The 22,439-nt window shown below is 64.4% G+C and carries 24 protein-coding genes; 14 read left to right on the top strand and 10 right to left on the bottom strand.

Going from position 1 to position 22,439, the window contains the following annotated elements; genetic code table 11:
- Positions 1-5: 5 nt before the first annotated feature.
- The 7 genes from flhA (at position 6) to LB523_RS14250 (ending at position 5,334) form a co-directional block, all read left to right on the top strand.
- Complete coding sequence (gene flhA / locus LB523_RS14280) at positions 6-2,093, top strand: flagellar biosynthesis protein FlhA (protein ID WP_095766356.1); 2,088 nt, start codon at positions 6-8, stop codon at positions 2,091-2,093.
- Entirely contained in the window at positions 2,090-2,842 is a 753-nt protein-coding gene (gene fliR, locus LB523_RS14275) for a flagellar biosynthetic protein FliR (protein WP_095766355.1), read from the top strand. Before flhA ends, fliR begins: the two co-directional genes overlap by 4 nt.
- A gap of 2 nt (positions 2,843-2,844) precedes the next feature.
- Positions 2,845-3,231 carry a hypothetical protein gene (locus LB523_RS14270; RefSeq protein ID WP_095766354.1) on the top strand — a complete coding sequence of 129 codons (387 nt, stop codon included), beginning with the start codon at positions 2,845-2,847 and terminating at the stop codon, positions 3,229-3,231.
- A gap of 70 nt (positions 3,232-3,301) precedes the next feature.
- Complete coding sequence (locus LB523_RS14265; protein WP_224603423.1) at positions 3,302-3,871, top strand: rod-binding protein; 570 nt, start codon at positions 3,302-3,304, stop codon at positions 3,869-3,871.
- A gap of 8 nt (positions 3,872-3,879) precedes the next feature.
- Entirely contained in the window at positions 3,880-4,299 is a 420-nt protein-coding gene (locus tag LB523_RS14260; protein ID WP_224603422.1) for a hypothetical protein, read from the top strand.
- Between the two features lie 31 nt (positions 4,300-4,330).
- Positions 4,331-4,858, top strand: a complete 528-nt coding sequence (locus LB523_RS14255) for a hypothetical protein (RefSeq protein WP_140842088.1) — start codon at positions 4,331-4,333, stop codon at positions 4,856-4,858.
- A 191-nt stretch (positions 4,859-5,049) separates the two neighbouring features.
- Positions 5,050-5,334, top strand: a complete 285-nt coding sequence (locus tag LB523_RS14250; protein WP_027165149.1) for an SCP2 sterol-binding domain-containing protein — start codon at positions 5,050-5,052, stop codon at positions 5,332-5,334.
- 120 nt (positions 5,335-5,454) lie between these two features.
- Here LB523_RS14250 and LB523_RS14245 read toward each other — a convergent pair whose 3' ends face one another.
- On the bottom strand, positions 5,455-5,979 hold the full coding sequence (locus LB523_RS14245; protein WP_224524642.1) for a GNAT family N-acetyltransferase: 525 nt from the start codon (positions 5,977-5,979) through the stop codon (positions 5,455-5,457).
- A 343-nt stretch (positions 5,980-6,322) separates the two neighbouring features.
- Positions 6,323-7,456 (bottom strand): ornithine/lysine decarboxylase, encoded by a 1,134-nt coding sequence (gene odc2 / locus LB523_RS14240; protein ID WP_224603421.1) that lies wholly within the window; start codon positions 7,454-7,456, stop codon positions 6,323-6,325.
- 539 nt (positions 7,457-7,995) lie between these two features.
- Between odc2 and LB523_RS14235 the strand changes: the two genes are divergently transcribed.
- The 5 genes from LB523_RS14235 to LB523_RS14215 all read left to right on the top strand — a co-directional run bounded on the left by LB523_RS14235 (position 7,996) and on the right by LB523_RS14215 (position 12,560).
- Complete coding sequence (locus LB523_RS14235) at positions 7,996-9,192, top strand: amidase (RefSeq protein WP_224603419.1); 1,197 nt, start codon at positions 7,996-7,998, stop codon at positions 9,190-9,192.
- A 2-nt stretch (positions 9,193-9,194) separates the two neighbouring features.
- The gene (locus LB523_RS14230; protein WP_095766348.1) at positions 9,195-10,094 is read left to right on the top strand and encodes a LysR family transcriptional regulator; all 900 of its coding nucleotides are present in this window, start codon (positions 9,195-9,197) and stop codon (positions 10,092-10,094) included.
- Between the two features lie 78 nt (positions 10,095-10,172).
- Positions 10,173-10,841: a DUF1007 family protein gene (locus LB523_RS14225; protein ID WP_095766709.1), complete on the top strand. Its 669-nt coding sequence runs from the start codon at positions 10,173-10,175 to the stop codon at positions 10,839-10,841.
- A gap of 154 nt (positions 10,842-10,995) precedes the next feature.
- Positions 10,996-12,063 (top strand): nickel/cobalt transporter, encoded by a 1,068-nt coding sequence (locus tag LB523_RS14220; protein ID WP_263493077.1) that lies wholly within the window; start codon positions 10,996-10,998, stop codon positions 12,061-12,063.
- A gap of 143 nt (positions 12,064-12,206) precedes the next feature.
- Positions 12,207-12,560 (top strand): hypothetical protein, encoded by a 354-nt coding sequence (locus tag LB523_RS14215; RefSeq protein WP_224603415.1) that lies wholly within the window; start codon positions 12,207-12,209, stop codon positions 12,558-12,560.
- A gap of 23 nt (positions 12,561-12,583) precedes the next feature.
- Here LB523_RS14215 and denD read toward each other — a convergent pair whose 3' ends face one another.
- Genes denD through LB523_RS14195 form a run of 4 tightly spaced genes read right to left on the bottom strand, consistent with a single transcriptional unit; the run spans position 12,584 to position 15,496 of the window.
- The gene (gene denD, locus LB523_RS14210) at positions 12,584-13,552 is read right to left on the bottom strand and encodes a D-erythronate dehydrogenase (RefSeq protein ID WP_224603413.1); all 969 of its coding nucleotides are present in this window, start codon (positions 13,550-13,552) and stop codon (positions 12,584-12,586) included.
- A gap of 2 nt (positions 13,553-13,554) precedes the next feature.
- Positions 13,555-13,761, bottom strand: coding sequence for a hypothetical protein (locus tag LB523_RS14205; protein ID WP_224543371.1), 207 nt, complete (start codon positions 13,759-13,761; stop codon positions 13,555-13,557).
- A 51-nt stretch (positions 13,762-13,812) separates the two neighbouring features.
- The gene (locus LB523_RS14200; RefSeq protein ID WP_224524246.1) at positions 13,813-14,796 is read right to left on the bottom strand and encodes a cation diffusion facilitator family transporter; all 984 of its coding nucleotides are present in this window, start codon (positions 14,794-14,796) and stop codon (positions 13,813-13,815) included.
- Between the two features lie 13 nt (positions 14,797-14,809).
- Complete coding sequence (locus LB523_RS14195; RefSeq protein WP_224603411.1) at positions 14,810-15,496, bottom strand: GNAT family N-acetyltransferase; 687 nt, start codon at positions 15,494-15,496, stop codon at positions 14,810-14,812.
- A gap of 82 nt (positions 15,497-15,578) precedes the next feature.
- On the opposite strand from LB523_RS14195, the gene LB523_RS14190 reads away from it, so the two are divergent.
- On the top strand, positions 15,579-16,763 hold the full coding sequence (locus tag LB523_RS14190) for a pyridoxal phosphate-dependent aminotransferase (RefSeq protein WP_224603410.1): 1,185 nt from the start codon (positions 15,579-15,581) through the stop codon (positions 16,761-16,763).
- A gap of 12 nt (positions 16,764-16,775) precedes the next feature.
- On the opposite strand, the gene LB523_RS14185 is transcribed toward LB523_RS14190, so the two are convergent.
- The 3 genes from LB523_RS14185 to LB523_RS14175 form a co-directional block, all read right to left on the bottom strand.
- Positions 16,776-17,537, bottom strand: a complete 762-nt coding sequence (locus LB523_RS14185) for an SDR family oxidoreductase (RefSeq protein ID WP_224543380.1) — start codon at positions 17,535-17,537, stop codon at positions 16,776-16,778.
- Between the two features lie 239 nt (positions 17,538-17,776).
- Positions 17,777-18,508, bottom strand: a complete 732-nt coding sequence (locus tag LB523_RS14180; protein WP_224603408.1) for a tellurite resistance TerB family protein — start codon at positions 18,506-18,508, stop codon at positions 17,777-17,779.
- A 123-nt stretch (positions 18,509-18,631) separates the two neighbouring features.
- Positions 18,632-19,549, bottom strand: coding sequence for a rhodanese-related sulfurtransferase (locus LB523_RS14175; protein ID WP_224603406.1), 918 nt, complete (start codon positions 19,547-19,549; stop codon positions 18,632-18,634).
- 158 nt (positions 19,550-19,707) lie between these two features.
- On the opposite strand from LB523_RS14175, the gene LB523_RS14170 reads away from it, so the two are divergent.
- On the top strand, positions 19,708-20,346 hold the full coding sequence (locus LB523_RS14170) for a 2-dehydro-3-deoxy-phosphogluconate aldolase (RefSeq protein ID WP_224603404.1): 639 nt from the start codon (positions 19,708-19,710) through the stop codon (positions 20,344-20,346).
- A gap of 71 nt (positions 20,347-20,417) precedes the next feature.
- Here LB523_RS14170 and LB523_RS14165 read toward each other — a convergent pair whose 3' ends face one another.
- A complete protein-coding gene (locus LB523_RS14165; RefSeq protein WP_224603398.1) occupies positions 20,418-22,274 on the bottom strand; it encodes a DUF882 domain-containing protein in 1,857 nt (618 codons plus the stop codon).
- Between the last annotated feature and the right edge of the window lie 165 nt (positions 22,275-22,439).

Genomic DNA, 22,439 nt, shown 5'->3' with positions numbered 1-22,439 from the left:
ACGACATGGCGATCAGCGAAACACTTCCGTCCGGCCTGGCGGTCAAGAACGGCCGTGACATCTTCTTCGCGCTCGGCATCGTCTTCATCCTCGCAGTGCTGTTCCTGCCGATTCCGGCCTTCCTCATCGATATTGGCCTTGCCTTCTCGATTGCGCTTTCGGTGCTGATCCTGATGGTGGCGCTGTGGATCCAGCGGCCGCTCGACTTCTCATCTTTCCCGACCGTGCTGCTCATCGCCACCATGCTGCGGCTATCGCTCAACATCGCCACCACCCGCATGATCCTGTCGCACGGCAACGAGGGCACGCATGCCGCCGGCTATGTCATCTCGGGCTTCTCGAAGCTGGTGATGTCGAGCGACTTCGTCATCGGCCTCATCGTCTTCATGATCCTGATCGTGGTGAACTTCATCGTCATCACCAAGGGCGCGACCCGTATCGCCGAGGTCGGCGCGCGCTTCACACTCGACGCCATTCCCGGCAAGCAGATGTCGATCGACGCCGACCTTTCCGCCGGCATGATCGATGAGAAGACCGCGCAGCTGCGCCGCCGCGAGCTGGAGGAGGAGAGCTCCTTCTTCGGCTCGATGGACGGCGCCTCGAAATTCGTGCGCGGCGACGCCATCGCCGGCCTGATCATCACCGCCATCAATATCGTCGGCGGCATCGCCATCGGCTATCTGCGCCACGGCATGGGCCTTGGCCAGGCGGCCGACGTCTTCATCAAGCTGTCGGTCGGCGACGGCCTCGTCACCCAGATCCCGGCGCTTATCGTCTCGCTCGCCGCGGGCATGCTCGTCTCCAAGGGCGGCACGCGCGGCTCGACCAACCAGGCGGTGTTCGGCCAGCTCGGCGCGCATCCGCGCGCGCTCTACGTCGCGGCCTCGCTGCTGGTCATCCTCGGCCTGATGCCCGGCCTGCCCCTGTTCCCCTTCTTCGCGCTTGCCGGCGGCATGGCCGGCCTCGGCTACATCATCCCGCTGCGCCTGAGCCGCGAGCGCGCCGCCGCCGAAGCCCTGAAGACGCAGGAAAAGGCGAACAAGGTCGAGGAAGAGAAGAACTCGGTCAAGGCCTCGCTGGTCACTGCCGAGATCGAACTTCTGATCGGCAAGCAGCTTTCGACAAGGCTGATGGTGGCGCATCAGGAACTGGTGTTCCGCATGTCGAAGATGCGCAAGAAATTCGCCCAGCAATATGGCTTCGTGGTGCCGGAGGTGCGCGTCGCCGACGACTTCGCCATCCCGCCGAAGAGCTATCAGATCAAGGTGCACGGCACTGTGGTCGCAGAATACCAGATGCGCGTCGGCGAGATCATGGTGCTGCTCGGCACGCGCGGCGTGCCGGAAATCCCCGGCGAGGAAATCCGCGAGCCGGCCTTCGGCATGCGCGCCTATTCCGTGCTCGAAACCTTCGCCGAGGATCTGAGACGCGAGAACTTCACTTTCGCCGACAACATGTCGGTGCTGCTCACGCATCTCTCCGAGGTGATCCGCAACAACCTGCCGCAGCTTCTGTCCTACAAGGACATGAAGGCGCTCCTGGAGCGGCTCGACCCGGAATACCGCAAGCTCGCCGACGAGATATGCACCTCGCACATCTCCTATCCGGGCCTGCAGGCCGTGCTGAAGCTGCTGCTCGCCGAGCGCGTCTCGATCCGCAACCTGCATTTGATCATCGAGGCGATCGCCGAGATCGCGCCGCATGTGCGCCGCACCGAGCAGATCGTCGAGCACGTGCGCATCCGCATGGCGCAGCAGATCTGCGGCGACCTCTCCGAAGGCGGCACGCTCAAGGTGCTGCGCCTGGGCAACCGCTGGGACCTGGCCTTCCATCAGAGCCTCAAACGCGACGCCAAGGGCGAGGTGCGCGAGTTCGACATCGATCCGCGTCAGCTCGAGGAATTCGGCCAGGACGCCACCAAGGCGATCCGCAAGCATCTCGAGGCCGGCGAGCGTTTTGTGCTCGTCACCGCGCCCGACGCCCGTCCCTATGTACGCATGATCATCGAGCGGCTGTTCACGACGCTTCCCGTTCTCAGCCATGTCGAGATCGCCAAGGGCGTCGAGATCAAGGTGCTCGGAACAATCTCGTGAACGCGCTCTCGCAAGGCGTCGTCATCGCCGCCTTCCTCGCCTTCTGCCGTATCGGCGCCTGCTTCATGCTGATGCCCGGCCTGTCCAGCGCCCGCGTGCCGCTGCAGATCCGGCTGTTCGTTTCGCTCGCCGCCACCGGCGGCCTGCTCGCTTTCCTTTGGGACCGCATCTACCCGTTCGTCGATCCGCGCCCGCAGGTCCTGGCACCGATGATCGTCTCGGAGCTCCTGGTCGGTGGCCTGATCGGCGCCATGACCAGGCTCTACATGGAGGCGCTGCGCTTCATGGGTTCGGCCATCGCCATGCTGATCGGCTATGGCGGCTCGGGCGGACCGGCGATCGAGGAGCCGGAACCGCAGGCGGCGCTTGCCGCCATCATCTCGTTCTCGGCGCTGCTTCTGCTCTTCGTCTTCGACTTCGACCACGAGATCGTCAAGGCGCTCGTCGCCTCCTACCAGGTCGCTCCGGTCAACGTGTTCTTCAACCCGCAGGCCGCCCTGGTCGACGTCACCGACACGGTGTCGGATGCGTTCTTTCTGGTCATTCGGCTCGGCAGCCCGTTCGTCGCCTATGCCATCCTGGTCAATCTGACGATCGGCTTCGTCAACAAGCTGACGCCGCAGATCCCGGTCTATTTCATCTCGCTGCCCTTCGTCATCGCCGGCGGCATGATCATCTTCTATTTCGCCGTCGGCACCTTGCTGTCGCTGTTCGTCGACGGCTTCGTCGACCTCACGCTGGCGAGATAGCCATGACTGCGCGCAAAGACCGCCTGAAGAAATTGGTCAAGGTGCAGGAGCAGTTGAAAGCGCTGCACGAGACCCGCCATGCCGGCTTCCTCGCCGCCGCCGTCAAGGCCGAAACGGAGGCCAAGGAGCTGATCGAGCGCTTCGACACCGACAGCTCGCTGGGTTCCCTCTTTCCGGAAATCTACCACCGCCGCATCACCGACGCGCTCGGCCGTCAGGAACGGAACCTCGAGAACGCCCGCCAGGAAGTATCGCTGATCGCCACTGCGACGGCGCGCACCAACATGGTCGAGCGCGCCTACAAGGACGAGCGCCGCCGCGACGAGCGCGAACGCTCCGACCGCGAGCGGCTCGATCTGATCATGCAGAAGCGAACCTCCGACGGCTGATCATCGCAAGCCTGCCACAAGCTTCTTCAGTCATTGTGCAACTAACAAAACCGGCAAAGGGCGGACTTTCTTGGCCATTTCCCCACCCAGCGACATCGTCATGGACGTTGCCCGCGCAGCGGAGCCGGCCGATGTCGAGGCCGCGCGCGCGGCGCTCGCGAGAAGGGCGAATGGCACCTCGGCGCCTTTCTCTGTCGATCCATCCGCGACGGTCGATGCCGGCTCCATTCTCTCGCGCGCAACGGCCGACAAGGCGGAAGCCGCCAATCCGGCGAAGAAGTTCCAGCGCTTCGAGGCGATGGTGCTGACCACCTTCATCCAGAACATGATGCCCAAGGACACCGAGGGTGTTTACGGCAAGGGCCTGGCCGGCGACATGTGGAAGTCGCAGCTCGCCGAAAAGGTGGCCGATGTCATGGCCGCGCATGGCGGCATCGGCATCGCCAGATCCATGCTTGCCGACCATTATCTCGACGGCAAGCACAAGGTGCCGGTCGGCCCCATTGCCGGTGGAGCGCAGAAAACCGAGATCGACCGGCAGACCCGGCTTTCGAACTCGATGATCGAGGAGCTTGAGCGCAAAGCAGCACGGTCGATGACCGGCGACGAGACGACCATAAAAACAGATATCAAGATCTAGGGACCTACATGGCCGACCAAACGGACCTTTCCAGCCTTCCCGTACGCACCAGCGCAATGGAGGCGCCCGCCGCCGCGCGACCCGGCAACCTCGCCGCCATCATCGGCCGCATCGAGGAAGTCGTGGACGAGGAAACCGCCGGCATCCGCAGCGGAACGGCCTATGATCTCAAGGCCTCGAACGCACGCAAGAGCCGGTATCTCTACGAGCTGAACCGCGCCATGAAGGGCGCCAACGAGATCGAATTCCTCGAGCAGCATCGCGAAGGCCTGCTGCGGCTGCGCCAGAAGCTGGCCAGGAACGAGGCGGCGATCCTTGCCCATCTCAACGCGGTCAACGAAGTCGCCACGCTTTTGAGGAACGCCATCCAGCGCGCCGATACCGACGGCACCTATTCGGCCGGTGAGTTCGGAATGGCGCGAGCCTGATTGAGATGATCGAGGCGCAAGGACAGACCCGGTGATAAAATTCATCGCCGCCGCGCTGTGGATCTGCGCCGTGACGCTCGGCGCGGTCTTCTATTCCTTCCAGGCAGCGGGCCAGCGCGGCGCGGCCGAGCCGCCGAAGCCGATGCTGGGCGGCCTCGACTATGTCAAGACCGACATGATCTCGGTGCCGCTGCTGCGCGACGGCACGATCGAGGGCTATTTCCTCACCAAGCTCGTCTACACGGTGGAGCCGGACCAGATAAAGAAGCTGTCGATCCCGGCGCAGGCGCTGATGACCGACCAGGTCTATTCCTATCTCTATTCCAACCCGCAGATCGATTTCACCAAGAAGGAATCGATCGATCTCGACGCTTTCCGCAAGTCGATCCGCGACACCATCAACACCCGCGTCGGCGTCGAGCTGGTGCACGAGGTGCTGATCGACCAGGTCAACTTCCTGTCCAAGGACGATATCCGCGACAACGCGCTTCGGCGCCGCAAGAATGCCGGCGACACCGCGGCGGCGATGACCAAGCCTTTCCAGGCGCCGGAGCATTGACTGCCTGGCCGCGTGCGCCGGCGATAGACATGGCCCAGTTTCCCTAAGCGATATGACGCATGGTGACCGCGTTGACGTAAACGTCAACTCGAAGCTATATGCGCCTGTGGTCGCGCTGGAGCGCGGCGCGTCTACCTCGCCCAGCGGCCAAGCGCCGGTGCGCGTCAACGCAACCAACGAGGAGAACCGCCATGGGCGTTCAGGAGATTGCCGACAAGATCAAGTCGCGCGTGGCAAGCGCCGGCTTCGAGCATTCGGTCAAGTTCGACACCGGCAGCGACGGCGTCATCGTCATCGACGGCGCGACCGTCTCGACCACCGACGCGCCGACCGACTGCACTGTCAAGCTGTCGCTCGACGATCTGGATTCGCTGATTGCCGGCGACCTCAATCCGACCATGGCCTTCATGTCCGGCAAGCTGAAGGTCGAGGGCGACATGACCGTCGCCATGGCGCTCAGCCAGCTGCTCGGCTGATCCTTCGCAAAAACAGCAACGCCGCCCGATGGGCGGCGTTGCTGTTTTTGTCGAACCTAAAGCAATTCCAGGAAAAGTGCGTAGCGGGTTTCCGTCCGGAATTGCGTGAAAACAAAGGCTTCAGGCGACGAAACCCAGCGCCTGTCCTTTGATCTTGCGGCCGGCGGCCTTGATCGTGCCTTTGGCGCCGTCCAACGCGCCTTCCTGCAGTTCCAGCGCCAGAAGCCGGTGCCGCTCATAGGGGCCGGGCATGGCAAGCGCCCCCGTGCGGTCGGCTGAGAAGCCGAACCGCCCGTAATAGGGCGCATCGCCGACGAGCAGGATCGCGCCATGGCCGAGCCGCGCCGCTTCGGCGAGTGCGTGCCGCATCAGCGCCGAGCCGATGCCGCCGCTCTTCAATCCCGGCTCGACCGCGAGCGGGCCGAGCAGCAGCGCTGCCGGACCGCCCTCGCCCAACCTCACATCCCACAGCCGCACCGTGCCGACGACCGCGCCCGACGCATCGCGGGCGACAAAGGCCAGGCCTTCCGAGGGCCGGCGGCCGCGCCGCAGCTTCTCGGATGACTTCTTCTTGCGCTTCGGCCCCATGGCGCGGTCGAGCAGCGCTTCGCGCGCCGCGACGTCGCCCGCGCCTTCGCCAAGAATGACGAGGGCCGGCGCCTGGGCGGCCCCCTCGTCCGGCGCGCCGCGCGAGCCAGCCTGTGCCCGCAGGGCCAGGGAGGGCGCAAACACATTTTCAGGCGAAGTGGAAACCGGTTCGCCGTAAGAAAATGAGCCGAGAAGCGCTGCCGTCGAGCCGTTCTCCCCCGCGGAGAAAAGCTCAGCCAACGGTCCGGACGAGGGGGCAATTTCAGTGGCCGCGAAGGCCGATTTGGTCAGGTATTCCATGTCCGCGATCCTTCACGAGCGGAGATCTGTCCCACAAGCGAGCCCGGGCGGGCGACAGGCGCCCGCGCCGGTTTGATCTGAGCGGTTTCTTGCGAAATGCTCAGATCACGTAGGATCGGAGAGGTTCGAAGCCGTTGAAGGCGACCGCCGAGTACGTGGTCGTGTAGGCTCCGGTGCCTTCGATCAGCACCTCGTCGCCGATGGTCAGCGACAAGGGCAGCGGATAAGGCGTCTTCTCATACATCACGTCGGCCGAATCGCAGGTCGGGCCGGCGAGCACGCAGGGCGCGGTCTCCGAGCCGTCATGGCGGGTGACCAGCGGATAGCGGATCGCCTCGTCCATTGTCTCGGCGAGACCGCCGAACTTGCCGATGTCGAGGAACACCCAGCGCACATTGTCGTTGTCGGCCTTCTTCGAGATCAGCACGACTTCCGACTTGATGACGCCGGCATTGCCGACCATGCCGCGGCCCGGCTCGATGATCGTCTCGGGCAGCGCGTTGCCGAAATGCTTGCGCAGGGCCGAGAAGATCGCCTGGCCGTAGGCCTGAGCCGCCGGCACGTCCTTCAGGTAACGGGTCGGGAAGCCGCCGCCCATGTTGACCATCTTCAAGACGATGCCTTCCTCGGCGAGCGTCGCGAACACCTTCCTGGCGTCGCCCAGCGCGCGATCCCATGCCGCCAGGTCGGTCTGCTGCGAGCCCACATGGAACGACACGCCATAGGCATCGAGGCCGAGGCCCTTGGCATGACGCAGCACGTCGACGGCCATCGCCGGCACGCAGCCGAACTTGCGCGACAGCGGCCATTCCGCGCCTTCGCCGTCGGTCAGCACGCGGCAGAACACGCGCGAGCCGGGAGCGGCACGCGCGATCTTCTCGACCTCTTCGACGCAGTCCACCGCGTAGAGGCGGATGCCGAGTTGGTAGGCGCGTGCGATGTCACGCTCCTTCTTGATGGTGTTGCCGAAGGAAATGCGGTCCGCCGGCGCGCCGGCATCCATCGCCATCTCGACCTCGGCAACCGATGCGGTGTCGAAGGACGAGCCCATCGCAGCAAGCAGGCGCAGGATTTCCGGCGCCGGGTTTGCTTTCACCGCATAGTAGATCTTGGAATCGGGCAACGCCTTCTCGAAGGCGCGGAAATTGTCGCGCACGACATCGAGGTCGACGACGAGGCAAGGGCCGTTCGGACGTCGGGTGGCGAGGAAATCAAGGATGCGCTGGGTGGCCATCGGGTCTCTCCATAACGCCTTTCGGCGTGCAATAAGGCTGCGGGACGCGGGCTGTCGGCCTCGCGAGCACGCGGTGGACAAAGGCGGGACGTCAAATCCATGGGACCAGCCGGTGGAGACCCCGGAACCATGCAATGCCGTCTCGCGGCGATGAACCTTGGCCTTGCCCGGCCTCGGTTCGCTTTGTCTGCCTTGGCTTGGATGGGAGACCCGTCCGCACTGCCGGCAATGAAGGTGTGCCTCTTTAGTAACCCCGGTCTTTGGACAACCGGAAGAGAACCAGAAAGGCCCGCACCGTCGTTGCTTCAAGGTGTCCTCGGTCTTGTGGTTGGCCACTGACCGACTGGAGGGGTTGGCTCCAGTTACCTTACCGATTGCCCTCACCATTCGAGGATCGGCGGACACCCACAGGCACGTGCGACTTTGGGCAAGCGCGATATAGGAGCGAAGGATTTCACAATCAATAAAAATCGTAAGCGCAGGTTGTAAAATTTCTGGCATCGAACAATGCTTGCCGCACTGTATCCGGATATCGAACGATGCCAGGAACCCAAGCACCGCTCAACGCCTTCCTCGATCTGCGCCAAATGCCTGTAGCGAATGCGGAATTGGGCCCGCTCGCAGGCCTTCGCCTGGCCGTCAAGGACATCTATGACGTTGCCGGCTACCGCACAGGCTGCGGCAACCCGCAAAAATTCGAGGAGGCGCACGCTGCCTCGCGCACGGCGCAAGCGGTGCAGACGATCCTCGACGCTGGCGCGCGATTCGTCGGCAAGACCCAGACCGACGAGCTGGCCTTCTCGCTGTTCGGCCAGAACGCGCATTTCCCCTACCCGATCAATCCCGCCGCGCCCGAGCGCGTCACCGGCGGCTCCTCCTCCGGCTCGGCGGCCGCGGTTGCCGGCGGGCTGGCGAACATCGCCACCGGCTCCGACACCGGCGGCTCGATCCGCGCGCCGGCGAGCTTCTGCGGCCTGATCGGACTGCGCACCAGCCATGGCCGCATTCCGCTCGACGGCGCGATGAAGCTGGCATCGAGCTTCGACACTTTCGGCTGGTTCGCCGACGACATCGAAACCTATGAGGCGGTCGGCAAGCTGCTGCTTGGCCGCGACCCGCACCAGCATCCGCTCAACCGGCCGCTGTCGATCCGCTGGCTTGATGCCTTCGTCATCGGTCCGGCCGAAGCCGCCGAATATGCGCGCATGAAGGCGCTGGCGGCCGGCGTCATCGGGCAGCCGGTAGAGACCGAATACGCCTTCGCCTCTTTCCCGGACGAGCTTTACTGGTGCTTCCGCCGCTTGCAGGCCTTCGAGGCCTGGCGCGAGCATGGCCCCTGGATCGCGGCCGGCGGCCGGCTCAGCCCGGGCGTCGAGGAGCGTTTCGGCTTCGGCCGCACCATCGACGCCAAGACTGCCGCCACCGAAGCCGCGCGCCGCCTGGCGTTCCGGGCCGAATTCGCGGCGCTGCTCGGCAACAACGGCTTTCTGGTCCTGCCCACCGTTCCCGGCGCGGCGCCGCTCGCTTCAAGCACGCCCGAACAGTTCCAGGCCTATCGCGAAAGGGCGCTGCATCTCTTGTGTCTTTCCGGTCTCTCGGGCTTTCCGCAGATCACCTTGCCGATCGGCTCCGTCGACGGCGCGCCCTTCGGTCTTTCGCTGCTCGGCCCTTCCGGCAGCGACGTTGCCCTGATACGGCTCGGCCGCAGGATTCTCGACGCGGCACGAAAGGTCTGACCATGGATACATTGACGCGCATGCGCGCCTTCATCGACGTGGTCGAGGCGGAAGGCTTTTCGGCCGCGGCGCGCAAGATCGGCCGCTCCAAGGCGCTTTTGTCGAAATATGTGCGCGAGCTGGAGGACGAGCTCGGCGCGCTGCTCTTGAACCGCACCACGCGCCAGTTCTCGCTGACCGAAGCCGGCCACACCTATTATCAGCGCGCCTCCGAGATCGTGCGCGAGGTCGACAGCCTCGCCGAGGCTGTGCGCCAGTCTTCCGGCGACGTTCGCGGCAGGATCAAGCTGTCGGCCGCCCGCACCTTCGCCGATGCCCCGATCGGCCAGTCACTGGTCGACTTCGCCAGGCAGCATCCCGACATCGTGCTCGACATCCATCTCGACGACCGCTTCGTCGACCTCGTCGAGGAAGGTTTCGACCTTGCCGTGCGCATCTCGCGGCTGGAGAACTCCTCGCTGATCGCCAGGCGGCTGGCGCCGTTCTCGGTCAGGCTTTGCGCGTCGCCGGAGCTGATGGCCAAGCATGGCAAGCCGACACGTCCGCAGGATCTCGCCAACATGCCCTGCATCGTCGACACCAACGGCCGCTCGCTGTCCAACTGGCGCTTCAAGGGCGAGGGCGAGGACTCCATCAGCGTCGCCGTTTCAGGCCCGATCGAGGTCAACAGCCCGATCGTGGCGAGAGCCGCCGCGCTCTCCGGCCTGGGCTTTGCCATGCTGCCGGATTTCGTCGCCGCCCCCGACGTCGCATCCGGCAAGCTGGTCACCGCGCTCGACGATCGTCTCCTGGCGGGGACCGGCATCTTCGCCGTCTACCCGCACCGCCGCTATCTGCCGGCCAAGGTAAGGGTCCTCGTCGATTTCCTGGTGCAGTGGTTCAAGACGCGCGACACAGCGTGATAACCCGCGTCCCAATTTCGCCCCCTTTATGTTAACTCTCGGGCCCTCACTCCCGAAGTCGATGGAATCGCGCCCGGAATGCATCTGAAACGGCAAGCAGCCATGCTGGCTTCGGCCATAGTGGCCACGTTCGCCTCGGTCGAGCAGGCCGAAGTGCACCCGCATGTTTTCGCCGAGGCTCGCCTCGACGTCATCCTCAGCCAGGATCACCAAAGTGTGACGGCGCTGCGCCACCTTTGGCGCTTCGACGACCTGTTTTCGAGTACGGTGATGATGGAGTTCGACAAGAACTCCGATCTGAAACTTGACGACAAAGAGCTCAAGGAAGTGGCCGACACCGTTCATTCGTCGTTGGCCGAGTTCAACTATTTCCAGCTCGTCACCCAGGACGGCAAGGACGTGCCGATGGTGCCGCCGCCGCATCTGATGGCGAACTTCGACAACGACCAGCTGATCATCCTGTTCGAGTCGCAGCCGAAGACCCCGATCAAGCTCGCCGGCAAAGTCGACATCGGCGTCTACGATCCGACCTTCTATACAGCGATCGACTTCACCGACGACGCCAACCTTGCCGTCGAAGGCCTGCCCTCGACCTGCACCAAAAAGGTCATCCGGCCCGATCCTGACGAGGCGATCAAGGAAAACCAGAAGACCCTGACGGAGGCGTTCTTCAACGATCCGACAGGCACCAACATGAGCAAGATCTTCGCCACCAAGCTCGAGTTGAACTGCCCGCCGGAAGGATGATTTGGTGATGAAACCGTCGCTGCGCGCAAACAGGTTCCGCAAAAGTGTCTCACGGTTTTGCGATCGGAACCTGCGACAAACAAGGGAATCCAAGCGGATATTCGTGGGGCATCCCACGAATATCCGACTGGCCCTCGGGCTCTTGGCCGCCGCCTTGATTGTGACCCATCTGCCTGTCGCGGCGCATGCGCAAAGCTCGCTCGGCATCGGCACCAATGACGGCATGGCGCCCACCACCACCGGTCCGTTCGCCCATATCCTGATGTGGATCAATCTGCGTCAGCAGGAGTTCTACCATTCGCTGGCGGCCGCCATGAAGGCGATGCGCCAGGACGGCAGCAAGCTTTGGCTGCTGATCGGCTTGTCCTTCGCCTATGGCATCTTCCACGCCGCCGGCCCCGGCCACGGCAAGGCGGTGATCTCCTCCTATATGGTCGCCAATGAAGTGGCGTTGAGACGCGGCATCATGCTCTCCTTCGTCTCGGCGCTGCTGCAGGGCCTGACGGCGGTGGTCGTGATGATGCTTGCCTATTTCGTGCTGCGCGGCACCGCGATCTCGATGACCGACGCGGCCTGGTTCCTGGAAATCTCGAGCTATGTGCTGGTGACACTGTTCGGCGCCTGGCTTTTGTGGCGCAAGCTCGGTCCGTCGATCCTGCACCTGTTCGGCAGGACGCCTGCCTACAGCCTGTCGGCCGCTCATGCCGGCCATTCGCATGGCGGGCATGCGGGCCACTCGCATGCTCATACGCATGCACTGCACGTGCATGACGATCATGATCATTCGCACGGTCACCATCACACCGACCACGACCACCACGATCATGGCCCGGGAGAAGTCTGCGAGACCTGTGGCCATTCGCATGCCCCGGATCCGGCAATGCTGTCGGGTGACCGCTTCGACTGGCGCACGGCCTGGTCGGCGGTGGCCGCCGTCGGCATCCGCCCCTGCTCCGGCGCGCTGATCGTGCTGAGCTTCGCGCTGCTCAACGGCCTGTGGGTCGGCGGACTGCTGTCGGTGCTGGCGATGTCGATCGGCACCGCGATCACCGTCTCGGCGTTGGCGACGATCGCAGTGCTGGCGAAGAACTGGGCCGTCTATTTCGCCGGCGACGGACGGCTCGGCAACCGCATCCATTCGATTGTCGAGATCGGCGGCGCGGCCTTCATCTTCCTGGTCGGCCTGCTGCTGTTGTCGGCGAGCGTAGCGACGGGTGGATAAAGCAGTCCATCATTACGTGGCGATACTGAGCACCCGAAGTCAGCATAAGATTTCTCGGTTGCCATCCGACCCCTTGGCCTGAAGAGCTATTTTAACGATTGTCCTCTTTGATGGATACCTGCCGACACGGTGGGAATCCCAAAATGAATCAAGACATCAGGACACTACTGTTCCGTCTTTCAATCAGCGCCCTTGCCAGTGTCGTGGGCGTTGTATTTCGCCCGTTTTGGCTGTCCTACTGGGGCATGCCCACCTTCATTTTTCTGGCTTGGCTGACCATATCGGTCGCATTGGGATGGGTCGGAAGAAGCCAGCCAAATTCATTTCGTTTCGGATTCATCGCGGGAAGCGGCTTTGCTTCATCCCTTATCGCGACAGTTCTGACTAAGAGCGTAGTTGTCGGAGCAGGGTTACTTATCGCTTTGGCTTACATTGGCATAAAAACAAAATTCTTTGCCCGATGGGGCGGCGAGTCGGGTTCTCATCCGAAACAATAGCATTCGCTGCGAAAACGCATCGCTCAATTGCCGCCCAGCTCATCCTCGATATGCGCGCGGATGATCTCGTCAAAGCTGCTTTCGGCGGTAAACCCCAATTCCCGCGCCCGCCTTGCCTCGAAGCGCGTCGGCCAGCCTTTGACGATCGCCCAGATGGTCTCGTCGGGCTGCTCGCGAATCCGCTGCGCGACGTCGGCGCCGGCTATGCGCTGCAGCGCCTCGATCTGCTCGCCGACCGTGACGGCGACCCCCGGCATTGTGAGGTTGCGGCGCGGACCGACCTTGTCGCCGTCGATCTCGGCCGCATGGATGAGGAAATTCACCGCCGAGCGCGGGCTGGCATGGGTGTGCAGCACCGAGCGCGGCACCGGCAGGATCGCCTCCTGGCCGGCGAGCGGCTCGCGGATGATGCCTGAGAAGAAGCTCGACGCCGCCTTGTTCGGCTTGCCGGGGCGGACGCAGATCGTCGGCAGCCGGATGCCGATACCGTCGAAGAAGCCGCGCCGCGTATAGTCGGCGAGCAGCGCTTCGCTCATCTGCTTCTGCGTGCCGTAGGAGGTGAGCGGCGTCGGATGGAATTCGTCCGGGATGACGTCCGGAAACGGGGCGCCGAACACGGCGATCGACGAGGTGAAGACGAGGCGCGGCGCGAACGCCGCCAGCCGCACGGCGTCGAACAGGGTGCGCGTGCCGTCGAGATTGACGCGGTAGCCGAGGTCGAAATTAGCCTCTGCCTCGCCCGAGACGATGCCCGCCAGATGGAATATCACATCCGGACGCGGAGCCACGAGAGCGGACATGGCGCCGGGCGCGGAAAGATCGCCGGTGTGGATCGAGACATCGACGCCGGCGAGCGCCGGCGCCTGCGGCGCCACGATGTCATGCAGGTCGAGCGCCGTGATCTTGCGCCCGCGCAAGGCGCCGTCCTTGGCGAGCCGCGCGATAAGCTTGCGGCCGACCATGCCGGCCGCGCCCGTGATCAGAATTCTCATCTTCAGAGACCTTTCTTGCGCTGGCTGCGTCCGCGCAGCCACAGGACGACGAACAGACCAACCATGAAGATCACGGCGATGACGGCCGCGAGCACCGTCGACACCTTGCCGGCGGCCAGCATGATGGCCGGCAGGAAATAGGCGGCGAGGCCGAACACGAGGAGTATCACGGCCGCGGCCGTCGCCGCGTTGCGGGTGTCACGATCCATCAGCTGGCGTTCTTTAGTTCGAGGCTGTTCGGGTTCATCATCACGCCGCGATCAGTGATAGTGCCGGCGATCGCGCGGCGCATCATGCGCATGGTCGTGATCATGATGGTGGTCGTGCTCGTCATGGCTGTCCGCGCATTGGCCGAATTCGGGTTCGACAGTGGCATGCTCGATGCCATGCTCGGCCGCAAGCCGTTTCTTGATGGCGCTCACCGCCACATGCGCATCGACGCCGTCATTCAGGCAAGCATGCAGCGTCGCCATGTTGGAGGTCCCGTCGAGAGACCAGACATGCATATGGTGCACCTCGCGCACGCCCTTGACAGCGCCTTCGATGTCCTTGGCGATCAGGTCGCGATCGAGGCTGGCCGGCACGCCTTCGAGCAGGACGTGGGCCGCCTGGCGCATCAGCGACCATGCCGTCGAGAGAATGAGCAGCGACACCAGCACCGACAGGATCGGATCGATGGGCGTCCAGCCGGTTGCCAGGATGATGAGGGCTGCCGCGATTGCCGCGGCCGACCCAAGCAGGTCGCCCAGCACATGCAGGATGGCGCCGCGCATGTTGAGGCTTTCCCGATCGCCGCCATGCAGCACGAAGAAGGAGGCGATGTTGACCAGAAGGCCTGCCACCGCCACCACCAGCATCGGCCCGCCGAGCACCGGTGCCGGGTTCATCAGCCGCCCCCAGGCCTCGTAGACTATCCAGAGCGCGATGACGAAGATGGCGATGCCGTTGGTGTAGGCGACCAGCGTCTTCACCCGGGCGAAGCCATAGGTGAGACGGCCGGTGGCCGGACGGCCCGTCAGGTGGAAGGCATACCAGGCAAGACCGAGCGCGATGGCGTCCGCCAGCATGTGCCCGGCATCGGCGACCAGCGCCAGCGACCCGGTCAGCCAGCCGCCCAGTGCCTCGGCGACCATGAAGCCCGCGGTCAGGCAGGTCGCGATCAGCACCCGTTTCTTGTCGGTCGAGCCATGCACATGGCCGGCACCGGCCGGGCCGTGATCGTGCGAAGCGTGGTCATGCGCCATCGCTGAACTCCTGTCACGCGCCGAAATCAGCGCGGAAATCCTCAAGCCGCCGCCTCTGGCCGCCTTCGCCATCGAAATTCGCCGGATCGAGCCAGCCCTCATAGGCTTTGCGCAAGGCCGGCCATTCCTTGTCGATGATCGAATACCACGCCGTGTCGCGGTTTTCACCCTTGACCACAAGGTGTTGCCGGAAGATGCCTTCGAACGTGAAGCCGAAGCGCTCGGCGGCGCGCTTCGAGGGCTCGTTGCGGTTGTTGCACTTCCACTCGTAACGGCGGTAGCCGAGATCGTCGAAGAGATATTTCGCAAACAGGAACTGCGCCTCGGTCGCGGCCGGCTTGCGCGAGATCAGCGGGCCCCAATAGATGTTGCCGATTTCGCCGACGCCGTTGTTGGCGTCGATGCGCATCAGCGTCTGGCGCCCGGCGATCTTGCCGCTCGCCTTGTCGATGACGGTGAAGAACAGCGGGTCCTCGCTCGCTTCGGCCTTGTCCAGCCAAGGCTGGAAGGCCGCGCGGGTCTCCGGCGGATAGTCCGGCAGCCAGGCGAAACGTCCGCCGGCATCCGAAACCGAGGAGGCCTCGTAGAGGCCGTCGCCATGCTTTGCCGCGCTCAGCGGCTCGAGCCTGACGGTGCGTCCCTCTATCGCTTTGCGCTCCGGCCGCGGGCGCGGCTGCCAATTCTTCAGATCTTCCGACACGGCCATTCCAATCCGTTTGACTTTTGCCTGCGGACGGTCACAAAAACGCTCGCTCACAGAAAGAACCACAGGAACGGGAAAAATGCTCCACACGATCGCGGCCTTCGACCGTCTCGGCGAGGAAAATGCCTTCGCGGTGCTGGCGAGGGCCACCGCGCTTGCCCATCAGGGCCGCGACATCGTCAACCTCGGCATCGGCCAGCCCGACTTCAAGACGCCGCAGCACATCGTCGAGGCGGCGATCAAGGCGCTGCGCGACGGCCACCATGGCTACACGCCGGCAAACGGCCTCTTGGCCACCCGCGAGGCCGTCGTGCGCCGCACGCTGACCACCACCGGCGTCGAGGTGTCGCCCGAGAACGTGATGATCCTGCCCGGCGGCAAGCCGACCATGTTCGCCGCGATCCTGATGTTCGGCGAGGCCGGCACCGAGATCCTCTACCCCGATCCCGGCTTTCCGATCTACCGCTCGATGATCGAGTTCACCGGCGCCACTCCGGTGCCGGTTCCGATCCGCGAGGAGAACGGCTTTGCCTTCTCGGCCGACGAGACGCTGGCGCTGATCACACCCAGGACCAGGCTGCTGATCCTCAACTCGCCCGCCAATCCGACCGGCGGCGTTACCCCGCGGGCCGAGATCGAGAAGCTGGTCAAGGGCCTGGAGAAGCACCCTGAGGTCGCCATCATGTCCGACGAGATCTACGACGTCATGACCTATGACGGCGAAACCCACTGCTCGCTGCTCAATTTCCCCGAGATCCGCGACCGGCTGATCGTGCTCAACGGCTGGTCGAAGACCTGGGCAATGACCGGCTGGCGCATGGGCTGGTCGATCTGGCCGAACGGCGACAAGGGCGCGCATCTCTACGACAAGGTTCGCAAGCTGGCGGTGAACTGCTGGTCCTGCGTCAACGCGCCGAGCCAGTATGCCGGCATCGCCGCGATCGACGGTCCGCAGGACGATGTCGAGAAGATGATGCGCGCCTTCGACAATCGCAGGAAGATCGTGGTCGAAGGGCTGAACGCGCTCCCGGGCATTTCCTGCATCACGCCGAAGGGCGCCTTCTATGCCTTCCCCAATGTCTCGAAGACTGGCTGGAAGGCGAAGAAGCTCGCCTCGGCGCTGTTGGAAGACGCCGGCGTGGCGCTCATCGGCGGCCCCGATTTCGGCGTTCTCGGCGAAGGCTATATCCGGCTTTCCTATGCCAATTCGGAGGAGAACATCCTGCGCGCGCTGGAGCGGATCGAGGCGTTCCTGAACAAGTGATCGATCAAGCGCTCATCCACGCCCAACGAATGGCATCTTCGTCGCCATCACCGTCATGAACAACACATTGGCGTCGAGTGGCAGGCTGGCCATATGCAGCACCGCGTCGGCGACGCGCTGCACATCCATCACCGCTTCGGCGGCGATCGAGCCATTGGCCTGCGGCACGCCCACCGTCATCGGCTGCGCCATCTCGGTCAGCGCATTGCCGATGTCGATCTGGCCGCAGGCGATGTCGAAGGGCCGGCCGTCGAGCGCCAGCGTCTTGGTGAGCCCGGTGATTGCATGCTTGGTCGCCGTATAGGGCGCTGAGCCTGGGCGCGGTGCATAGGCCGACACAGAGCCGTTGTTGATGATCCGGCCGCCCATCGGCTTCTGCCGCCGCATCGCACCGAAGGCTGCGCGAGCGCACAGGAACGATCCGGTGAGATTGACGCCGACGACGTCGTTCCACACCTCGACCGGAATCTCATCGATCAGCGTCGACTTGTAGCCCATGCCGGCATTGTTGAAGAGCAGGTCGACGCGGCCGAAGCCTTCGAGCACGGTCTCGAACATGTCGTCGACTTCCTCGGCCTTGCTGATGTCGCAGGCGATGGCCAATGCCTTGGCCTGCGTCTTCCCCGCCTCTGCGATCGCCTCATCCAGCAGCGTCTTGCGGCGGCCGCAGAACACCGTGTTCCAGCCTGCCTTGAGCAGCGCCGTCGCGACGCTCTTGCCGATGCCGGTGCCGGCGCCGGTAACGATGGCGGTCTTCTCTGCTATGGCTGTCATCGCCGTCCTCCGGTCATGGATGGAAAGACGTGGCATCGCAAATGCATGGGGTCATGGCAAGCCGCTGTTGGCAATAAAGAAAAGGCCAACAAAAAGGGCGGCCATTGGCGACCGCCCCGATCTGAACCGTGCTTGGGAGGAGGAAAAGCCGGTCCGACTGATTAGAATGATGCGCTTGCTGGGTTAACGGAAGATTAACGACCGGCAAGGCCTCCCCGAAGGACGTTTACCACGCCGAATCACCACGGCGAATTGGGCGCCGTTCCCGCCGGCACCTTGGCCGCCGAAACCGTCGCCTCGACATGATCGACCAGGGCGTCCGGCAGGCCGAGTCGGCCAGCGAGCAGGTCGAGATAACCGCGCTCGGTGCGCGTGTCAGGATCGATGGTGAGCCGCGAGGCGGTGTAGAGTTCGAGCTTCTGCGCATCGGTCTTGGCGCCGGCGACCAGCGCGTCGAGATCGAGCGGGCTTTCGAGCTCGGCAAGCAGGAATTTTTCCGCTTCGGCGCCGATGCCCGCGAGCTTGAGCTTGTCGGCGATCTTCTTGCGCTCGTCATCGTCGACATGGCCGTCTGCCTTCGCCGCCGAGATCATCGCCCTGACCAGTGTCAGCGTGAACTCGGCCTCGCCCTGCGGCGCCTGCGAGGGATGGAAGGCGGTGTCGGCCGGCGGCGGCAGCAGCTCCGGCTCGCGGGCGGCCGGCGCCTGCACCGGCTCCTTGCCGGCCTTGTAGTTCTGATAAGCCTTGTAGGCGAGGCCTCCGATCGCAGCCAGGCCGCCGAGCTTGACGGCCGCGCCCGTGACCTGCCGGCCAGTGCCGGTGCCGAGCAGCACGGCTGCCAGCGCGCCGGCGGCGAGCGGATTGTCCTTTGCCATCTGCACCGCCTGCCCCGCCTTGTCGCGGACAGTCGAGCCGGTCCCGGGGATTTGCGAGCCGAGAAGGTCGTCGAGCAGCTTCTTGGGATCGAGCATCAATGCCTCCAGAATGGGCCCGGCCGAACGCGCCCGGGCAGGGTTTCGGACCGGCAAGAGGTAGGCCCCGTGCATCGACATTACAATGACGGGGGCAGCTTTTCGCTCGCAGAGCTGGCCGCTTTAATTGCCGATATGGCGCTTGCCGCCGCGCGCTTGCGCCAGCTCGACCTGACGGTGGCGTTCGGCATAGCGCTCGCGATCCTCGTCGGACCGCACTTCAAAGCAATGCGGGCATGAGACGCCGATTGCGTATTTCGGCGACAGCCGGTCCTCGACCGTCAGCGGATGCCGGCAAGCCCGGCAGAGCTCCGCCTCCCCCTCGACCAGACCATGCGAGACGGAGACCCGCTCGTCGAACACGAAACATTCGCCTTGCCAGAGGCTCTCTTCGGCCGGCACGTCCTCCAGATATTTCAGGATGCCGCCCTTGAGATGGAAGACGTCTTTGAGGCCGAGCGACTTCACATAGGCCGTCGCCTTCTCGCAGCGTATGCCGCCAGTGCAGAACATCGCCACCTTGCGGCCTTCGAGCTCTCCACGATGCTGCTCGACCCAGGCGGGGAACTCGCGGAAGCTGGTGGTCTTGGGATCGACCGCGCCCCGGAAAGTGCCGAGCGAGACTTCGTAGGCGTTGCGCGTGTCGATGACGAGCGTGTCGGCATCCGATATCAGCGCGTTCCAGTCGGCCGGCGCGACATAGGTTCCGGCGCTCGCCGCCGGATCGATATCCTCGACGCCCATGGTGACGATCTCGCGCTTCAGCCGCACCTTCATGCGGTGGAACGGCATTTCGGCGGCGGCGCTGTATTTGACTTCGAGACCGGCAAGGCCTTCGATGGCCTGCAGATGGTCCACAAGCGCGGCAATCGCTTCCTCGCTGCCGGCGACGGTGCCGTTGATGCCTTCACGCGCCAGAAGCAGCGTGCCCTTGATGCCGCGGCCGCAGCAGAAGGCGGCAAGCGGCGCGCGAAGGGCCTCGTATCCGTCGAGCCGCGCGAATTTGTAGAGCGCGGCGACGCGGACTGGCTGAATTTCCATGGCTGTTGTCATGGTCATGCCACTAGACCGTGCTGAAAGCCGTTTCAAGACGACCGATATTCAGCTGGCCACGCGGCATCACGACACGCCGGGTTTCGTGGACTTGGCATATCCCTTCTGCTAATCGGTTTAAAACGATCGAGATGGAGAACCAGCACATGACCAGCAAGACCGAAAAGCTCCTGTCGCTCCTCAATGGTCAGCCGGTCATCCCGGTGCTCAAGATCGCCAACGTGGCAGATGCCGTGCCGCTCGCCCGCGCGCTTTCGCGCGGCGGTTTGCGGGCCATCGAGATCACCTTGCGCACCGCCGATGCGCTGGAAGCGATCCGCCGCGTCGCGGCCGAGGTCGAGGACGCGGTCGTGGGCGCCGGCACCATTCTCGATGCCAAGCAGTTCGACGAGGCAGCCGCCGCCGGTTCGAAATTCATCGTCAGCCCCGGCATCACCAGTCAGCTTCTCGACGCGGCCAAGGACAGCTCCGTGCCGCTGCTGCCCGGCGCCATCACGCCCGGCGAGATCATGGCCGCGCGCGAAGCCGGCCTGCGCTTCCTGAAATTCTTCCCGGCCGAGCAGTCCGGCGGCATCGCTTCGCTGAAGGCTTTCGCCTCGCCGCTCGCCGACGTGAAATTCTGCCCGACCGGCGGCATTACGGCCAAGAATGCTGCCGACTATCTGAGCCTGCCCAACGTCATCTGCATCGGCGGTTCCTGGGTCGCGCCCGACGATCTCATCAAGGCCGGCAAGTGGGACGAGATCGAGGCGCTGGCGCGTGAGGCGAGCAAGCTCAAGAAGTAATCGGTCCGCCCCATAAAGCAAAAGCCGCGCTGGCGGGCCAACGCGGCTTTTCAGCGGCCACGCTGGCTCGCCTATTTCGTTTGGAAGCGCGCGACCGAGAGGAACTTCACCGCGTTGCCCGTGAACCGGCTTGCGTCCGGCACCCCGCCATCCGCCTGGAAGCCGGCCGTATACACTTCGCTCGGCGGCGTATGCACGATGTTATAGGCATAGCGCGGCGCTGTCGTCGGGTCGGATACCGTGGCAATGTTGACGCCGCTGCCCAACGCCCAGCGCGCGGCTTGCGGCGGCGTCGCCACCACCATGGCCTTGGGCCCGGGCTTCAGATCGTGGGCTGACGCCCTGGCTTCCTTGGCCGTCGTCTTCACGCCGGCGCCAATCGCCTGCGCCGGATCGCTCCCGGCCGGGAGCGCGGCAATGGCCTGGCGCGGCGAGGCCGCATCGACGCCCGACGGATCGTTGAATGCGGAGCGCGGCTCCGGCTCGGTCAGCGACGCAAGCTGATATTCGGCGCCGCCGACGCCATCGGCCTCGACGGTGGCATTGGCCTGTTCGAGAACGGCTTTGACCTCGTCCTGCTTGCCGGGCTGCGGCCGTGCGGTCGGCAGCACGGAGAACGCGTCGGTCGCGCTCTTGTCCTGCGAAGCCGTTTCGGCCAGCGCCAGAAGCACGCTCTTGTCCTTCGGCGCCAGATCGGCCGGCGTCGCCGAGCGGTCGGGACGCCAGGTCGGCAGCGGGATGTTGTTGACCGCTACCTGGGCCGGATCGGTGCTCGCGGCCTCGGCGGCGCTGGCCGTGGCGAACGGAACTTTGTCCGGCACGGGCGCCTGCGCAGTCGAAACCGCCTGCTCCGTCGTCGCCGAGGCATCCGCCATGGCGAACGGCACGTTCTGCGGCGTCTGCTGGCCGACATCAACCTTCGGACGCGGCGCGAAATCGGGCAGCGGGATTTCCTTGGGCGGCAGGGCGGCGATGATCGTCTCCGGCGTATCCTGCTGTTGCTCGTCGGCGCCGTCATCCGCGATCTGCGGGATGCTGGCGCGCTTGGCATCCTTCGGCGAAACAATCGCGATGCCCGGAAGATTGCTGTCGCGTGCCGTGGCAGCAGTAGCGACCTGAACCTGCTTCACGGCTTTCCGCTGGGGCGCCGGGGCACTTTCATCGGCGGCGTCGTCGGCCTCGTCGGCACCGCCGCCGAAAAGGGCCGCGAGCAGGCCGCCGGAGCGCTTGGTCGAGCCGCCGGCGCTGGCCAGTTCGATGTTCGGGGTGCCGGCCCCCTTGCGGGCCTGGTAAGCTGCCACTGCTTGCTCATAGCCGGGCAGCGGGCGTCCGTCGCTCGGCACATGCAGCGTCTTGCCGTTGGGGAACAGGCTGACCAGTTCCTGGCGGCTGATGCCCGGCCAATGGCGCACGTTGCCGACATCCATGTGCACGAAGGGCGAACCGGAAGTCGGGTAATAGCCGACGCCGCCGCCCTGCATCTTGAGGCCGATGTTGCGCAGTTTCTTCAACGGCACGCCGGGGATGTAGAAATCCATCGCCTTGCCCAGCATGTGCTGGCTCTTCTCGGCGACGCCGCGGCTGCGCGAGCGCAACAGCGCGTTGGTCGACGGCGAGCGATAGCCGCAGACGACCTGGATATAGTCGGTCGCGCCGCTTTCGCGATAGGCTTCCCAGACGAGGTCGAGCAGCCGCGGGTCCATCTTGGTCGGCTCGTTGCGGCGCCAGTCGCGCAGGATGATGTTGATCTTGCGCAGGCCTTCGGGATCGTAGCGACCATTGCGCTTGTAGACGATCTCGGCCTTCTCGTGGGTGTGCAGGTGATAGAGCTTGAGCGTACGAACCTCGGCCCGGGCGCCCGACGTCGCCGCGGACAGAAAACCGACGGCCAAAATCACGAACGCCAGCCACCTCGGCCAGACGCTCATGTGAAAATGCCGCCCGTTGTTGTGTCGTTCGACTTTGTTCAAATCAAATGGCCTTGCAGGCTGCCGTTTGTCCCCGGATTTGACCAAACGGATGCGTCGTTTTCACATCCGAATATCGATCCTAATGGTTAATCATCGTTTATTGAAGCCGAAATGCGGTAACAC

Source organism: Mesorhizobium sp. ESP-6-4, assembly GCF_020164735.1.
Lineage (GTDB): Bacteria > Pseudomonadota > Alphaproteobacteria > Rhizobiales > Rhizobiaceae > Mesorhizobium.
This window is presented reverse-complemented; position numbering and strand designations above follow the sequence as displayed.

Coding starts and splice junctions, on each gene's coding strand:
- denD (WP_224603413.1), bottom strand. CDS start 13,552: ATGAGAATTCTGATCACGGGCGCGGCCGGCATGGTCGGCCGCAAGCTT.
- LB523_RS14190 (WP_224603410.1), top strand. CDS start 15,579: ATGCTCCACACGATCGCGGCCTTCGACCGTCTCGGCGAGGAAAATGCC.
- LB523_RS14200 (WP_224524246.1), bottom strand. CDS start 14,796: ATGGCGCATGACCACGCTTCGCACGATCACGGCCCGGCCGGTGCCGGC.
- LB523_RS14260 (WP_224603422.1), top strand. CDS start 3,880: ATGGCCGACCAAACGGACCTTTCCAGCCTTCCCGTACGCACCAGCGCA.
- LB523_RS14170 (WP_224603404.1), top strand. CDS start 19,708: ATGACCAGCAAGACCGAAAAGCTCCTGTCGCTCCTCAATGGTCAGCCG.
- LB523_RS14180 (WP_224603408.1), bottom strand. CDS start 18,508: ATGCTCGATCCCAAGAAGCTGCTCGACGACCTTCTCGGCTCGCAAATC.
- LB523_RS14175 (WP_224603406.1), bottom strand. CDS start 19,549: ATGGAAATTCAGCCAGTCCGCGTCGCCGCGCTCTACAAATTCGCGCGG.
- LB523_RS14215 (WP_224603415.1), top strand. CDS start 12,207: ATGAATCAAGACATCAGGACACTACTGTTCCGTCTTTCAATCAGCGCC.
- LB523_RS14235 (WP_224603419.1), top strand. CDS start 7,996: ATGCCAGGAACCCAAGCACCGCTCAACGCCTTCCTCGATCTGCGCCAA.
- LB523_RS14185 (WP_224543380.1), bottom strand. CDS start 17,537: ATGACAGCCATAGCAGAGAAGACCGCCATCGTTACCGGCGCCGGCACC.
- odc2 (WP_224603421.1), bottom strand. CDS start 7,456: ATGGCCACCCAGCGCATCCTTGATTTCCTCGCCACCCGACGTCCGAAC.
- LB523_RS14205 (WP_224543371.1), bottom strand. CDS start 13,761: ATGGATCGTGACACCCGCAACGCGGCGACGGCCGCGGCCGTGATACTC.
- LB523_RS14165 (WP_224603398.1), bottom strand. CDS start 22,274: ATGAGCGTCTGGCCGAGGTGGCTGGCGTTCGTGATTTTGGCCGTCGGT.
- flhA (WP_095766356.1), top strand. CDS start 6: ATGGCGATCAGCGAAACACTTCCGTCCGGCCTGGCGGTCAAGAACGGC.
- LB523_RS14270 (WP_095766354.1), top strand. CDS start 2,845: ATGACTGCGCGCAAAGACCGCCTGAAGAAATTGGTCAAGGTGCAGGAG.
- LB523_RS14225 (WP_095766709.1), top strand. CDS start 10,173: ATGCATCTGAAACGGCAAGCAGCCATGCTGGCTTCGGCCATAGTGGCC.
- LB523_RS14230 (WP_095766348.1), top strand. CDS start 9,195: ATGGATACATTGACGCGCATGCGCGCCTTCATCGACGTGGTCGAGGCG.
- LB523_RS14250 (WP_027165149.1), top strand. CDS start 5,050: ATGGGCGTTCAGGAGATTGCCGACAAGATCAAGTCGCGCGTGGCAAGC.